The 13,099-nt window shown below is 67.2% G+C and carries 15 protein-coding genes; 6 read left to right on the top strand and 9 right to left on the bottom strand.

Annotated features, from left to right (window positions below; genetic code table 11):
• Positions 1-51: 51 nt before the first annotated feature.
• The gene (locus QX135_RS26170; RefSeq protein ID WP_315740308.1) at positions 52-351 is read left to right on the top strand and encodes a DUF3572 domain-containing protein; all 300 of its coding nucleotides are present in this window, start codon (positions 52-54) and stop codon (positions 349-351) included.
• Positions 348-1,655, top strand: coding sequence for a DNA polymerase IV (locus tag QX135_RS26165; protein ID WP_316180932.1), 1,308 nt, complete (start codon positions 348-350; stop codon positions 1,653-1,655). The genes QX135_RS26170 and QX135_RS26165 overlap by 4 nt, the downstream gene beginning before the upstream one ends.
• Before the next feature lie 8 nt (positions 1,656-1,663).
• Here the strand turns inward: QX135_RS26165 and QX135_RS26160 are convergent, their stop codons facing one another.
• Entirely contained in the window at positions 1,664-2,521 is an 858-nt protein-coding gene (locus tag QX135_RS26160) for a cell envelope integrity EipB family protein (RefSeq protein ID WP_315740310.1), read from the bottom strand.
• 205 nt (positions 2,522-2,726) lie between these two features.
• On the opposite strand from QX135_RS26160, the gene QX135_RS26155 reads away from it, so the two are divergent.
• From QX135_RS26155 to QX135_RS26140, 4 genes are all read left to right on the top strand, one after another.
• Positions 2,727-3,194 carry a RidA family protein gene (locus QX135_RS26155; RefSeq protein ID WP_315812829.1) on the top strand — a complete coding sequence of 156 codons (468 nt, stop codon included), beginning with the start codon at positions 2,727-2,729 and terminating at the stop codon, positions 3,192-3,194.
• A 75-nt stretch (positions 3,195-3,269) separates the two neighbouring features.
• The gene (locus QX135_RS26150; RefSeq protein WP_316180935.1) at positions 3,270-4,022 is read left to right on the top strand and encodes a glycerophosphodiester phosphodiesterase; all 753 of its coding nucleotides are present in this window, start codon (positions 3,270-3,272) and stop codon (positions 4,020-4,022) included.
• 133 nt (positions 4,023-4,155) lie between these two features.
• Complete coding sequence (locus QX135_RS26145; protein WP_316180937.1) at positions 4,156-5,364, top strand: GNAT family N-acetyltransferase; 1,209 nt, start codon at positions 4,156-4,158, stop codon at positions 5,362-5,364.
• Positions 5,365-5,424: 60 nt separating this feature from the next.
• A complete protein-coding gene (locus QX135_RS26140) occupies positions 5,425-5,850 on the top strand; it encodes an HIT family protein (RefSeq protein ID WP_315775233.1) in 426 nt (141 codons plus the stop codon).
• Here the strand turns inward: QX135_RS26140 and nadC are convergent, their stop codons facing one another.
• From nadC to QX135_RS26100, 8 genes are all read right to left on the bottom strand, one after another.
• Complete coding sequence (gene nadC, locus QX135_RS26135) at positions 5,851-6,699, bottom strand: carboxylating nicotinate-nucleotide diphosphorylase (RefSeq protein ID WP_316180940.1); 849 nt, start codon at positions 6,697-6,699, stop codon at positions 5,851-5,853.
• Positions 6,696-8,249: an L-aspartate oxidase gene (locus QX135_RS26130; RefSeq protein WP_316180942.1), complete on the bottom strand. Its 1,554-nt coding sequence runs from the start codon at positions 8,247-8,249 to the stop codon at positions 6,696-6,698. Before QX135_RS26130 ends, nadC begins: the two co-directional genes overlap by 4 nt.
• A complete protein-coding gene (gene nadA, locus QX135_RS26125; RefSeq protein WP_316180943.1) occupies positions 8,246-9,232 on the bottom strand; it encodes a quinolinate synthase NadA in 987 nt (328 codons plus the stop codon). The genes QX135_RS26130 and nadA overlap by 4 nt, the downstream gene beginning before the upstream one ends.
• A 68-nt stretch (positions 9,233-9,300) precedes the next feature.
• The gene (locus QX135_RS26120) at positions 9,301-10,260 is read right to left on the bottom strand and encodes an NrtR DNA-binding winged helix domain-containing protein (RefSeq protein ID WP_316180945.1); all 960 of its coding nucleotides are present in this window, start codon (positions 10,258-10,260) and stop codon (positions 9,301-9,303) included.
• Positions 10,261-10,275: 15 nt separating this feature from the next.
• Positions 10,276-10,758 carry a tRNA (N6-threonylcarbamoyladenosine(37)-N6)-methyltransferase TrmO gene (gene tsaA, locus QX135_RS26115; RefSeq protein WP_316180947.1) on the bottom strand — a complete coding sequence of 161 codons (483 nt, stop codon included), beginning with the start codon at positions 10,756-10,758 and terminating at the stop codon, positions 10,276-10,278.
• Between the two features lie 78 nt (positions 10,759-10,836).
• Positions 10,837-11,181 (bottom strand): AzlD domain-containing protein, encoded by a 345-nt coding sequence (locus QX135_RS26110; protein WP_315740320.1) that lies wholly within the window; start codon positions 11,179-11,181, stop codon positions 10,837-10,839.
• Positions 11,178-11,924: an AzlC family ABC transporter permease gene (locus QX135_RS26105; RefSeq protein ID WP_315784549.1), complete on the bottom strand. Its 747-nt coding sequence runs from the start codon at positions 11,922-11,924 to the stop codon at positions 11,178-11,180. The genes QX135_RS26110 and QX135_RS26105 overlap by 4 nt, the downstream gene beginning before the upstream one ends.
• A gap of 129 nt (positions 11,925-12,053) precedes the next feature.
• A complete protein-coding gene (locus QX135_RS26100; protein ID WP_316180950.1) occupies positions 12,054-13,079 on the bottom strand; it encodes a lytic transglycosylase domain-containing protein in 1,026 nt (341 codons plus the stop codon).
• Positions 13,080-13,099 lie beyond the last annotated feature (20 nt).

Raw genomic sequence — 13,099 nt, 5'->3', positions numbered from 1 at the left:
ATGATGGACGCAAAGTAGAGCCGACAAGTTAACGGAAAGGCAAATCCGCCGTTGAAAAAGCCCGTTCGAAATCCGCGCGAAGTCGCTGAAATCGTTGCAGTTCAGGCCCTCGGCTTCCTGGCCGGCGAACCGGAGCGGCTGGGCCGGTTCCTGGCCGAGACCGGGATTGGGCCGGAGACGCTGCGATCCTCGGCCGCCGACCCCAATTTCCTGGTCAGCGTGCTCGATTTCGTGCTGCGCGACGACGAGACGGTAAAGGCTTTTGCCGCCAGCTCCAAGTTACATCCGACCAATATCATGGCGGCGCGGCAGGTATTGGGCGACCGGCAGTGGGAGCGCGACGTGCCGTGACCGCTTCCGCGCCAGAAGGAGCGTCGCGCGCGGTCAGCGGGCCGACCTGCTTCTGCCGCGACTGCCTGACGGATCTGGATGACAGCGCGCGCCGCTGCACGGCCTGCGGCTCGCCGCGCCTCGTCCGCCATCGCGCCCTGCCCGCGCTGACGCTGGCCCATATCGATTGCGACGCGTTCTATGCGACCGTCGAGAAACGCGACAATCCCGAGGTCGCCGACCGGCCCGTCATCGTCGGCGGCGGCAAGCGCGGAGTGGTGTCGGCGGCCTGCTACATCGCCCGCACCTATGGCGTGCGCTCGGCGATGCCGATGTTCAAGGCGCTGGAGCTGTGTCCCTCGGCGGTCGTCATTCCTCCGGACATGGCGAAATACGTCCGGGTCGGCCGCGAGGTCCGCCAGGCGATGCAGGCGCTGACGCCGCTGGTCGAACCGCTCTCGATCGACGAGGCGTTCCTCGACCTCTCCGGAACCGAGCGCGTCCACGGCATGGTCCCCGCAAAGGTGCTGGCGCGCTTCGCCCGTGAGGTCGAGCAGACCATCGGCATCACCGTCTCGGTCGGCCTGTCCTGCAACAAGTTCCTCGCCAAGATCGCCTCCGACGTCGACAAGCCCCGCGGCTTCGCCGCACTCGACCAGGAGGAAGCGCGCAACATGCTGGCCGACAAGCCGGTCGGCTTCATCTTCGGCGTCGGTCCCGCCACGCAGCAACGGCTGGCGAACCAGGGCTTCCGCACCATCGCCGACCTGCAGCGTGCCGACGAGATCGAGCTGATGAAGCAGTTCGGCGGCGACGGCCGCAGGCTGTGGCGGCTGGCGCGCGGCATCGACGACCGCAAGGTGGTGGCCGACCGCGGCGCCAAGACGATTTCCAGCGAGACCACCTTCGACACCGACATCCGCGACTACGCAACCCTGGAAAAGATGCTGTGGCGGCTGTCGGAGAAGGTCTCGTCGCGGCTGAAGGCGAGCCAGCTGGCCGGCTCGACCGTCACCTTGAAGCTGAAGACCGCGGACTTCCGCCAGCGCACCCGCTCGCAATCGATCGCGGCGCCGACGCAGCTCGCCGGCAAGATCTTCGCAATCTGCAAGGAGATGCTGGCGCGCGAGACCGACGGCACGGCGTTCCGGCTGATGGGCGCCGGCGTCAGCGCGCTGCGCCCGGGCTCGGAGGCCTCCGACACCGACATGCTCGATCGCCGTTCGGCCTCGGCCGAGCGCGCGATCGATGCGCTACGCAAGAAGTTCGGCCAGGCCGCGGTGATCCGCGGCATCGCCTATGACGGCCCGGAGCAGACGGAATGACGCCCCGATCAATTGCCGCAGGGTTTGCCGTCCTTCGCGTCCTTGACGTCGAACTTGCCGAGCGCGCCGGCGATGACGAAATCATTGTAGTCGAGCACGAGCGCGCGCGAGACGCCGTTCTCGTACAGCTCGAACGACATCGCGTAGACCGGCGTCTGCTCGCCCTCGGCCCGCTTGGCGTCGCGGTCATAATAGCTGACCGTCACCGGCCAGCGCGTCATCTTCTTCATCTCGTCGTTGTCGGTCGAGGCATCGGGCTTGGCGGCCGCCTTGTCGGCCGACACGGCTGCTCCGATCACGGTCAGCGTGTTGTAGACCTTCTCGCCATTGTCCGAGCCGTCGTAGACCGTCAGCTCAAGCAGCGACTTGCCCTCGCGCGCGGCGGCGATGATGCGATGGATCTGCTCGGTCGGAAACACGGTCGAGCCGTCGAGCGTGAAGGTCTTCGCCTCCGGCTGCTTGAGCTTGACGGTGATGTGATCGCCGGTGCGCTCGGCGATGCCGTCGACCGGGCTGGAGGCCTGATCGTTCATGCGCGAGTCGATCTTGAAGCGATAGCTCTTGCCGGCGCCGTCCTCCCAGGCAGTCGAGCGCAGGTCGCTCAGGGTCACCTTGCCCTCGCCGAGATCGAGCTCCGACACTTGGCGGAATTCCGAGGTGTAGCCGTTGCAGGCATTGCCGGAGAAATTGTAGAGGATGCGGCCGCGCGCGCTATTGACGGGGCTCGACCCGCGCGACTTGACCAGGCTCAGGTCATAGAGCGCCTGATGCGGCAGGAACGGCACGGCCGCCCCGGCCGGCGCCGGACCGAATGTGATCGCCGCCACGGCGAGCGCTCCCATCGACAGTCGAAACGAATGAGCCATGAGTTTTCCTCGGAGGACGTATCGCTAAACCGTCACATTAAAGACCGCTGCATTGCGTCGCAACTGCGGCTGGCTCACGGAAACGTGCGGTCAAAGCGGCGGATTGGCGTCGGCGCTGGCTGCTTGCATGTCACTAGCAACTGCGCCAAACAGGACCGCGGTCCGGCACGGGATCGGCTTTCAGACGACAGAACGGGGATTTCAGATGGCGGGTACGGTTGAACAGAATCTGACGGCACAGGGCATCACGTTGCCGGCACCAAAGGCGCCGGTGGCCAACTACGTCCCGTTCGTGCGCACCGGCAACCTGCTGTTCGTGTCGGGCCAGGTCTGCCTCGGCGCCGACGGCAAGATGATCGCTTCCGGCAAGCTCGGCGGCGGCGTGTCGCTCGAGGACGGCTATGCGGCCGCGAAGGGCTGCGGCGTCAACCTGCTGGCGCAGGTCAAGGCGGCGATCGGCGACCTCGACAAGGTCGTGCGCGTCGTCCGTCTCGGCGGCTTCGTCAATTCGGCGCCGGACTTCCTCGACGGGCCGAAGGTCCTCAACGGCGCCTCCGACCTGATGGTCGCCGCTTTCGGCGACAAGGGCCGCCACGCCCGCACCACCGTCGGCGTCTCGGCCCTGCCGTCCGATGCGGCGGTGGAAGTCGAAGGCGTGTTCGAGGTTGAGTGAGAGAGAGCGCATGATCCGGAAAAGTGCGAAACGGTTTTCCGACGAGATCATGCGCCAGCAAAATGGACGGGGCGAATGCGCGCACCTGACTGGCTGACGGCCCGCCCCGTCGCCCATCGCGGCCTGCATGATGCTGTCAGCGGCATCATCGAGAACATGCCGGCCGCCGCGCGCGGCGCCGTGGCCGGCAACTTCGCCATCGAATGCGACATCCAGCTGTCGGCCGATGGCGAGGCCATGGTGCATCACGACTATGATCTCGGACGCCTCACCGAGGGCACCGGCCCGCTGATCGAAAAGACCGCAGCTGAGCTGAAAGCGATCAAGTTCAAGCAGACCGACGAGCGGATGATGACGCTCGGCGACCTCTGCAACCTGATCGCCGAGCGCGTGCCGCTGGTCGTCGAGGTCAAGAGCACGTTCCAGGGCGATCGCCGGCTGGTCCGGCGCATGGCCGAGGTGCTGGCGTCCTATTCCGGGCCGGTGGTCGGCATGTCGTTCGATCCGGACCAGGTGCTGGCGCTGCGCGAAACCATGCCGGAGCTGACGCGCGGCATCGTCGCCCAGCGCAGCTACGAGGACGGCTACTGGGCCAAGCTGACCCAGGCGCAACGCGACAGCATGCTGCATCTCAGGCATGGCTTCAGCAGCCAGCCGCATTTCGTCGCCTATTGGGTCGAGCAGCTGCCTGCGCCTGCCCCCTGGATCGCGCGCAACGTGTTCGGCTGCCCGCTGCTGACCTGGACCGTCCGCACCCCCGAGCAGCGCGCCGCCGCAGCCCGCTATGCGGATCAGATGATCTTCGAAGGGTTTACGCCGGAGACGTGACGCCGGCCTTGAACTCGCTGCTGCGATGCACGATCTTGAGGGACCGGCCATTCGAGCGTCGCCGCCGCCGGGACGCCGCTCGTTAGGTTCTCTTAAGGACTCGACTTTCAAGGACTCGACTTTCAAGGACTCGATGGCATCACCTGAGATCACGCTCGAAGCCGTCCCCGGGGTCAGCGAAATCCCGGCTGCAGCATGGGACGCCTGTGCCAATCCGGACGGTCGCGTGAGTCCCGGCTCATCTCCCGCCTGCGGCGGCGGCTACAATCCGTTCATCTCACACGCGTTTTTCTCGGCGCTCGAAGCCTCCGGCTCGGCCACCCTGCGCACCGGCTGGGCGCCGCGCCATCTGGTGGCGAAGATGGGTGACGAGGTCCTCGGCGTCGTGCCCTGCTACCTCAAGTCCCACTCGCAGGGCGAATATGTCTTCGACCGCGGCTGGGCCGATGCCTATGAGCGCGCCGGCGGGCGCTATTATCCGAAGCTCCAGGTCTCCGTCCCATTCACGCCTGCCAGTGGGCCGCGGCTGCTGATCCGCGCCGACCAGGACCGGGAGTTGATAGGCAACGCCCTCGCCCAGGGCCTGAAGGCGTTGTGCGGGATCAGCGAGGCGTCGTCGGTGCACGTCACCTTCGCCCGTGAATCCGAATGGCAGCTGCTCGCAGCGCAGGGTTTCCTGCAACGCACCGATCAGCAGTTCCACTGGCACAACCAGGGTTTTTCCAGCTTCGACGATTTCCTGGCGACGATGAATTCGCGCCACCGCAAGGCGATCAAGCGCGAGCGCCGCGACGCGCTCGGCGCCGGCATCAGCATCCACTGGCTGACCGGCAAGGACATCACCGAGGATGCCTGGGACGCCTTCTTCGATTTCTACATGGAGACCGGTTCACGCAAATGGGGCCGGCCGTATCTGACCCGCAAGTTCTTCGCGCTGATCGGCGAGAGCATGGCCGAAGACGTGCTGCTGGTCATGGCCAAGCGCGACGGACGCTGGATCGCCGGCGCCATCAACTTCATCGGCTCGGACACGCTGTTCGGCCGCAACTGGGGCGCCATCGAGCATCACCCGTTCCTGCATTTCGAGGTCTGCTACTACCAGGCGATCGATTTCGCGATCCAGCACAAGCTGGGGGTGGTCGAGGCCGGCGCCCAGGGCGAGCACAAGATCGCGCGCGGCTACCTGCCGCAGACCACCTACTCCGCGCACTACATCGCCGACCGCGGCCTGCGCCGGGCCATCGACGACTATCTCAAGCGCGAGCGCGCCTATGTCGAGGAGGCCGGCCGCGAGCTCGCCGAATCCGGACCGTTCCGGAAAGGGATGGACGAGCCGTCTTGACCGGCGACACGTGCCGGTGAGAGTAAGGCGCACCAAGAGGAACCGCTTAAGGGACTGCCCATGACCGCCTACGATCCCAACAATCCGTTCGCGAAGATCCTGCGCGGCGAATTCCCCTGCACCAAGGTCTATGAGAACGACCACGTGCTGGCGTTCCTCGACATCATGCCGCGCGTGCCCGGCCACACCCTGGTGATCCCGAAGGCCGCTGCACGCAACATCCTCGACATCACCGAGGAGGACTATCTCCACGTCGGCCGTGCCGTGCGCACCATCGCCCGCGCCGCCAAGACCGCGTTCGCCGCCGACGGCATCACCGTGCAGCAGTTCAACGAGCATGCCGGCGGGCAGATGGTGTTCCACCTCCACGTCCACATCATGCCGCGCCACAACGGCGATTCCCTGCTGCCGCCCGCGAGCCGTAAGGAAGATCCGAAGGTGCTGGAGGAGAATGCCGCGAAGCTGATCGCCGTGCTCAAGGGCTGATCACGCCTCGTCGAGCCCGATGTCCAGCGCGGCCGACGAATGCGTGATCCAGCCGACCGAGATCAGGTCGACGCCGGCCGCAGCGATCGCGGGTGCGGTCTCCACGGTGATCCGGCCCGAGGCTTCCGCGATGGCCTTGCCGCTGATCATGCCGACGGCGGCTTCGAGCTCCGCCGGCGTCATGTTGTCGAGCAGCACCGCATCGACGCCCAGCGTCAGCGCCTGCTCGAGCTGCGCCAGAGTGTCGACCTCGACCTCGATCTTGACGAGATGGCCGGCATGGGCCTTAGCGCGCGTGATGGCAGCCTTGATGCCGCCGGCGATGGCGATGTGGTTGTCCTTGATCAGGACAGCGTCATCGAGCCCGAAGCGGTGATTGCCGCCGCCACCCGCGCGCACCGCATATTTCTCCAGCGTGCGCAGGCCCGGCGTGGTCTTCCGGGTGCAGACGATCTGCGCCTTGGTCCCTTTCACCGCGGCGACCAGGGACGCCGTCGCGCTGGCGACCCCGCTCAAACGGCAGAGGAAGTTGAGCGCGACGCGCTCGCCGGTCAGCAGCGCCCGTGCCGGGCCGCTGATGGTCGCGATCGCGTCTCCCGGCGTCACGACGCTGCCGTCCGGTCGCACGATCTCCATGCGCACGTCCGGCGAGACGGTCTGGAAGGCGCAGCGCGCCACATCGAGACCTGCGATCACCCCGTGCTGGCGCGCCCTCAGCTTCAGCGAGGCGCGCTGCTCGGCGGGGACGATGGCATCGGTGGTGATGTCGCCGGCGCGGCCGAGATCCTCGAGCAGAGCCATGCGCACCAGCGGCTCGTAGAGCAAGGGCGAGAGAGGATTGAGAGTCATGGCGCTGCGCTCCTGAACGGCGTCTGCTCCGCCTCGACAATGTCGCGTGCAACGGCGACCGCCTCGGACAGAGTGAAGCTGGACGGCTGCGCGACGCGCAGCGTGTCCGGACGATCGCTGCGGAAATGCGCGCCGCGGCTCTCCTCCCGCGCATGGGCCGCGACCGCGAGCATCAGGCCGACCAGCGCCGGGTCAGCCATGGGCCCGGCCTGCTCTGCCAGCGGAAGCAGGCTGCTGACGGCATCCGCGATCGTGCGACGCTCGCGCATCACGCCGAGCGCATGCGACAGCAGCGGCCGCACGGCGGACGGATCGGACGCCGGCGGAATTGCCGCCACCTCGCACGGCTTGCCGGCACGCTGCGGCGCGCCGGCCACGCTTTCGGCCACCCATTGCGCGCAGACGATCGCCTCCATCAGCGAGTTGCTGGCGAGCCGGTTGGCGCCGTGCAGGCCGGTGCGGCTGGCTTCGCCACAGGCCCACAAGCCCTCGACCGTGCTGCGTCCCATCGCGTCAACAGCGATGCCGCCCATATGATAGTGCACGGCCGGCCGCACGGGGATCGGATCGCGCGCGGGATCGATGCCCGCCATGCGGCAGAAGGCGCTGATCACGGGATAGCGCGCGATGAAATCCTTGCCCGGCTTGTCGCGGGCATCGAGGAACACGCGAAGGCCTTGCGCACGGCGGCGCCATACCGCCCGCGCCACCACGTCGCGCGGCGCCAGCTCAGCGCCGGGCTCGTCGGCCATGAAGCGCGTGCCAGTGTCGTCGATCAGGACGGCGCCATCGCCGCGGATCGCCTCGGTGAGCAGCGGCAGCGGCCGCGACGGCCCGTCGAACGCCGTCGGGTGAAACTGCACGAATTCGAGGTCGGACAGCACCGCACCAGCCCGCGCCGCGAGCGCGAGGCCCTGGCCGAAACAGCCGGCCGGATTGGTGCTGTCGAGGAACAGGCCGCCGATGCCGCCGGTTGCGATCACGACGCGTGTCGTGCCGAGGATCAGAGCCTCACCGCCGCGCGCCGCAGCCACGCCCTGGATCGCGTTGTCATTGACAATCAGCCGGCGCGCCTCGACGCCTTCGAGCAAGGTCACCGAAGCACAACGCCGCACAGCCACGATCAGTGCGCGCATGATCTCGCGTCCCGTGCCGTCGCCGGTCGCATGCACGATCCGGTTGCGGCTGTGTGCGGCCTCCAGGCCCAGACGCCAACGTCCATCCGCACCTCGGTCGAACGCAACGCCAAGCTGCGCGAGGCGCTCGACCGCGGCCGGAGCTGCTTCGATGATGCGGCGCGCAGCGGCCTCGTCGCACAATCCCGCTCCGGCGGCGAGCGTGTCCTTCAGATGCAGCCCCGGATCATCGTCATCGCCAACCGCCGCGGCCAGTCCACCCTGCGCCCACATGCTCGACGCCTCCGCGCCGAGCGGCGACTTCGACAACAGCACGACGGGCTCGGGTGCAAGCGCAAGCGCCGTCATCAGACCTGCGGTACCGCCGCCGATGATCACGGGACGGCCGATCAACGCCGAAACATCGATGCTCATGACGCCAGCATCCTTTCCACCGAGCGCCGCGCGCGCTCGGCCATCGCGGGATCGATCGTGACCTCGTGCGTATTGGTCTCGAGCGCATGGCGGATGTTCTTCAGGGTGATCCGCTTCATGTGCGGGCACAGATTGCAGGGGCGGATGAACTCGATGTCGGGATGGAGCACGGCGACATTGTCGCTCATCGAGCATTCCGTCAGCAGCACCACCCGGGCCGGCCTTCTTGCTCCGACGAAGTCCGACATCGCCGCGGTCGAGCCGGCGAAGTCGGCCTCCGCCACGACCTCCGGCGGACACTCCGGATGCGCAAGCACGGTGACACCGGGATGGTTGTCGCGCAGCGCGCGGACGTCGTCGGCGCTGAAGCGCTCATGCACCTCGCAATGCCCCTTCCAGGCCGTGATCCTGACCTTTGTCTGTGCGGCGACGTTCCGCGCGAGATATTCATCCGGCAGCATGATGACGTGATCGACGCCGAGCGACTCGACCACCGCGCGTGCGTTGCCGGACGTGCAGCAGACGTCGGACTCGGCCTTCACCGCCACCGACGTGTTGACATAGGCGACCACGGGCACGCCGGGGTGGCGCGCGCGCATCAGCCGCACGTCGTCGGCGGTGATCGATTCCGCCAATGAGCAGCCCGCCTTTACGTCGGGGATCAACACCGTCTTGTCAGGATTGAGCAGCTTGGCGGTCTCGGCCATGAAGTGGACGCCGGCGAGCACGATCACCTCGGCATCGACCTTGGTCGCTTCGCGCGCCAGCAGCAGGCTGTCGCCGACGATGTCGGCGACGCCGTGATAGATCTCGGGCGTCTGATAGTTGTGCGCCAGCACCACGGCATTGCGCTGGCGCTTCAGCGCCAGAATGGCTGCGACGTCGTCCTCGAAGACGGCCCATTCCGGCGGCGGGATCACCCGCCTCAGACGCTCAGCAAGCGGTGCATTCGGCGCGACGGCAGGCAGGACAAGCTCGGCCATTTATACTCTCCGTGAGCATAAGATGACTTATACTTATCCTGAGCATAAGCCTTGTCAAGAGCGGGAGATCAAGACCGCGAGAGCGGCAGCTTGGTTCCGACCACCGCCCGCTCGGCCAGAACGCCCTGCCTGAAGCGAAACAGCTTGGCCGGCCGACCGATCGTGTCGGCAGCGATTGCGCCTGTCTCTTCAACCAGTTCCTGCTGCTCGATGAGGCGGCGGAAGTTCTGCTTGTGCACGAGCCGGCCGGCCAGTGCCTCGACGCTGCGCTGCAATTGCAGCAGTGTAAATTCTTCCGGCATCAACTCGAACACGACCGGCCGGTATTTGATCTTGGCGCGCAGGCGGGCAATTCCGGTGGCGAGAATCCGACGGTGATCACCGATCATGGCGCGGCCGGGCACCTCCGCTTGGCCGGCCTCCTTCTCGCGCGTACTCTCGGGAATCAGCGCAGCCTCGTACAGCAGCTCATAGCGCTGCAGCGCCAATTCCTCGTTCCACTCGCGGCCATCGAGACCGAAAGTGATCGCGGCGCGCTGCCACCTTGTCTTCTGCAGCGCCGGCTGGTCGGCGGCTCGCGCCCAGGCCTTCAGCTTCGGCGCGATGATCTTGGCCAGGATCGTCGGCGGTCCGTCGCGATGATCCTCCCACGGGAAGTAGTCGTACCATGACGACCATTGCGCATCCGCGCCCTCGCGCCCCTCTTCCTCGCGTGTCAGGCCGAGATAGCTGATGGAGATGCGGTGCGGCGCGTCGGGAGCGCCGCCGCGACCGCGGTCGGCGAAGGTGTAGAGCTGCTCGACATAGCCGAGCGGATGGCCGGTCTGCGCCTTGACCCAGGCGCGCAGGCCCATCTGCAGCGAGCGGTGCGCGAACTGAAACGGTCCGCTCGGCAGCGCCGCGGCGTGCTCGATCGTCATGATCTTCGGATGGCCGTCGGTCACCGCCACCAGCACGGCGACGAGGTCCGCCGTGATCGCATCCAGAGCCGTCACCGTCTTCTGCGGCCGCTTGTTCACCTTCGACATCCGGATCTGTCGGTCCTATTTGTCATCCCCACCCGCCGCTGCCGGCGTGAACACACAATGATCCGGCTTCAGGTCGATCAGCGGCGTCTCGTCGAGGCAGTCGAGACCGCGCACCAGCACGGTGTTGCCCTCCAGCGCGACGAAGCGGACGGTCGACACGCCGATCGGATTGGGACGCACCGGCGAGCGCAGCGCGAAGGTGCCCCGGGTCTCGCCGTCATGATGGCGCGGGCTCTGCTTCACGAGATCCCGGCGGGCCCGGTTGAGCCAGTACAGCACCTGGAGCTGGCTGAAACGATCGATGCCCTGCAGCGCCGGCACCCAGGGCTCGAAGATCTCGAGCCGGCACACCGGCCCCTCGAAGCTGCCCTGCCGCGGAGTCTCGAGCCGCGAGGTCCAGGGCGTGCGGATGCGGCCGATGAAATACAGCGCGGCGTCGCGCGGCTGTGGCGCGTCGACGGCAACTTCTCCCGGGCGGAGATCGGTATCAGTGGTCATTGCGGAGTCCTTGGGTCTGCCCGGCAATCTATCCGAACCTCGGCTCACCGCAATTGCGGTTGCGCAAGATCGCGCAACTCAGCCGAGCCACCATTTGCCGGCCAGCATGACGGCCTCGCCGCAGACGACACCGGCAAAGATCGAGCGGCGGCTCGCCATGAAGGCCGCAAGGCCGGCAACGACCGCACCGTAGCGCAGGCCCCATGGCACGCTGGCGAGCGCGCCCGGCGGCTGCACCAGGATCTGGGCGATGACGCCAGCCAAGATGGCGGTCGCAACCGCCTTGACCCACATCAGTAGGTCCGAGCCCTCGTCGAGCCCGCTGCCGAACCACAGCCCGAGCAGGCGCCAGATCTGGTTGGGGATCACGCCCGCCACCAGCAGCACCACGAGCGCATGCCAATCGCCGATGAAGTCGCTCATGCCGGCCCCCGCCGCTCGCGCCATTTGTGCGCGCCGAACGCGAGCGTTCCGGCGACGACGCCGCTGACCAGGATATCGACGCCGCTGTTGAGCTGGGCCGCCACGGGATACAGCACGAGGCCAAGGCCGAGCGCGAGCACGTCGGCCAGCTCCCTGGCGTTGCGCAGGGTCGAGAACAGGAACGCCAGCGGCGTCAGCAAGAGCACCGCGGCGCCGAAGGTCTGCGACAGGTTGGCGGCCAAGAGATAGCCGATGATGGTCGCGATCAGCGCAATCCCCATCAGGCCGGTACCGAGCCCATGCACGAAGGCGATGCGGCGCTCGCGCGGCACATGCGGCAGGAAGCGATAGCATTCGACCCACAGGGTCACCGCGGTGAAATGCGCGATCAGCACCAGGTGCCGCCGCTTGGTCTGGGGGGAGCGGATCAGCGGCAGCACCGCCACCACCATCGGAAACAGCCGGATCGCGCTCATCGTGACCGCGATCGCCGACTGCAAAATGGTCTGGCCGGAGCCGAGCGTGGAGACCAGGATGATCTGCGCCGGCCCGGCCCACACCAGCACCGTGCTCAGGATCGCCCAGAGCATGCTGAAACGGGTATCGTGGGCGAGCGCGCCGATGCCGATGAAGGTGACGAACAGCACCACTGACAGGATGGTCGCTGACGTCGCGCGCAGCCCCCAGCCGAAGGCGCGCAGTGAACCATGCCATTGCGGCGAATCGAGCGGAGGAAGTGTCACGGGCGGCCCAGCGGAACGAACCGCGATAAGGCTGGCGAAAGCCGCTCGCGTCAACCGCCATAAGGCGCGCGCGGGTCTGCGTCCGGCGCAGCCATTCCCACCATCCCCACGCGCGGCGCCGCACGAGCTCTATCCGGAGCGATTGCGCAGCACGAAGCAGGCGCCACCGGCTCCGCGGATCCGGCTGCAGAGCGCGTCGGCCTCGGCCCGAGTCTCGGCGCCGATTCGCACCTGGTAGAAGGCGCGGCTGCCGCGCGAGCGCATCACCGACGACAGCAGGCTCGGGTCGCGGTCGCCGATGACCGGGCCAAGCCCCTTGATCGCCCGCGAATACATCGCGAGCGCCTTGTTGCGGTCGAAGCCCGCAGCCAGTTGGACGCCCCATGGTTTCGCGGCCGACAGCGCCACATGCTGCTCGAGCTCCGTGACGAACGGATTCGGCGCGCGCTTCAACATCGCCATCAGCTGACGACACGAGGTCGGCGGCGGGCTCGGCGGCGTCTTGCCGCCGTTACCGGCGGCCGCCCACTCATCGATCGTGGCTCCCGTGATGGCCGAGACGTAGTTGCGGGTCTCCCAGGGCATCTGCCCCTTGCCGGTGAGCCAGTCCTGCACCCGGCGCGGCCCCGCATTGTAGGCCGCCGCCGCGAGCCCGAGATTGCCGAACTGATCGCGCAGCTCGGCCAGGAACTGCGCCGACTTCGGCAGCGCCTGAACCGGATCGAACGGATCGAGCAACTGGCGCTGGTTCGCCGTGCCCGGCATGAACTGCGCAATTCCCTGCGCGCGCTGGCCGTTGCGCGTGACCGGCCCGACTGCATCGCTCTGAAAGCGGCTCTCCTGCCAGATCACGCGAGCGAAGAATTCGAGCGGCAGATCATTCGCCTTGGCTGCGGATTCGATCATCAGGCAGATCGCCTCGCGGGTGCCGCTCTCCTTGGACTCCTCGGCCTTGATCTCCGGGCCCTCTGCCGCAGCCTCTGCCGGCTTCGCAGTCTCGTGCGGCGCGTCCTGCTGCGCGCCGCCCTTCGGATCAGCCGGCACGGCAACGTCACGGTCTGAGCCCTGCTCCGCCGCCACGCCGGACAACGGCCCGGTCAGGATCAGGGCAAGGCCGAGACAGGCAATGCGAGCAACCGAAAAAATGGAAGGCATCGTGAGCGCGGTGCAATGGT

The sequence above is a fragment of the Bradyrhizobium sp. SZCCHNR1098 genome, from assembly GCF_032489375.1.
Taxonomy (GTDB): Bacteria; Pseudomonadota; Alphaproteobacteria; order Rhizobiales; family Xanthobacteraceae; genus Bradyrhizobium.
Note: the sequence above shows the minus strand (reverse complement) of the source record. Positions and strands in the feature narration are given on the sequence as shown.

Coding starts and splice junctions, on each gene's coding strand:
- QX135_RS26160 (WP_315740310.1), bottom strand. CDS start 2,521: ATGGCTCATTCGTTTCGACTGTCGATGGGAGCGCTCGCCGTGGCGGCG.
- QX135_RS26155 (WP_315812829.1), top strand. CDS start 2,727: ATGGCGGGTACGGTTGAACAGAATCTGACGGCACAGGGCATCACGTTG.
- QX135_RS26150 (WP_316180935.1), top strand. CDS start 3,270: ATGCGCGCACCTGACTGGCTGACGGCCCGCCCCGTCGCCCATCGCGGC.
- QX135_RS26145 (WP_316180937.1), top strand. CDS start 4,156: ATGGCATCACCTGAGATCACGCTCGAAGCCGTCCCCGGGGTCAGCGAA.
- QX135_RS26140 (WP_315775233.1), top strand. CDS start 5,425: ATGACCGCCTACGATCCCAACAATCCGTTCGCGAAGATCCTGCGCGGC.
- nadC (WP_316180940.1), bottom strand. CDS start 6,699: ATGACTCTCAATCCTCTCTCGCCCTTGCTCTACGAGCCGCTGGTGCGC.
- QX135_RS26130 (WP_316180942.1), bottom strand. CDS start 8,249: ATGAGCATCGATGTTTCGGCGTTGATCGGCCGTCCCGTGATCATCGGC.
- nadA (WP_316180943.1), bottom strand. CDS start 9,232: ATGGCCGAGCTTGTCCTGCCTGCCGTCGCGCCGAATGCACCGCTTGCT.
- QX135_RS26120 (WP_316180945.1), bottom strand. CDS start 10,260: ATGTCGAAGGTGAACAAGCGGCCGCAGAAGACGGTGACGGCTCTGGAT.
- tsaA (WP_316180947.1), bottom strand. CDS start 10,758: ATGACCACTGATACCGATCTCCGCCCGGGAGAAGTTGCCGTCGACGCG.
- QX135_RS26110 (WP_315740320.1), bottom strand. CDS start 11,181: ATGAGCGACTTCATCGGCGATTGGCATGCGCTCGTGGTGCTGCTGGTG.
- QX135_RS26100 (WP_316180950.1), bottom strand. CDS start 13,079: ATGCCTTCCATTTTTTCGGTTGCTCGCATTGCCTGTCTCGGCCTTGCC.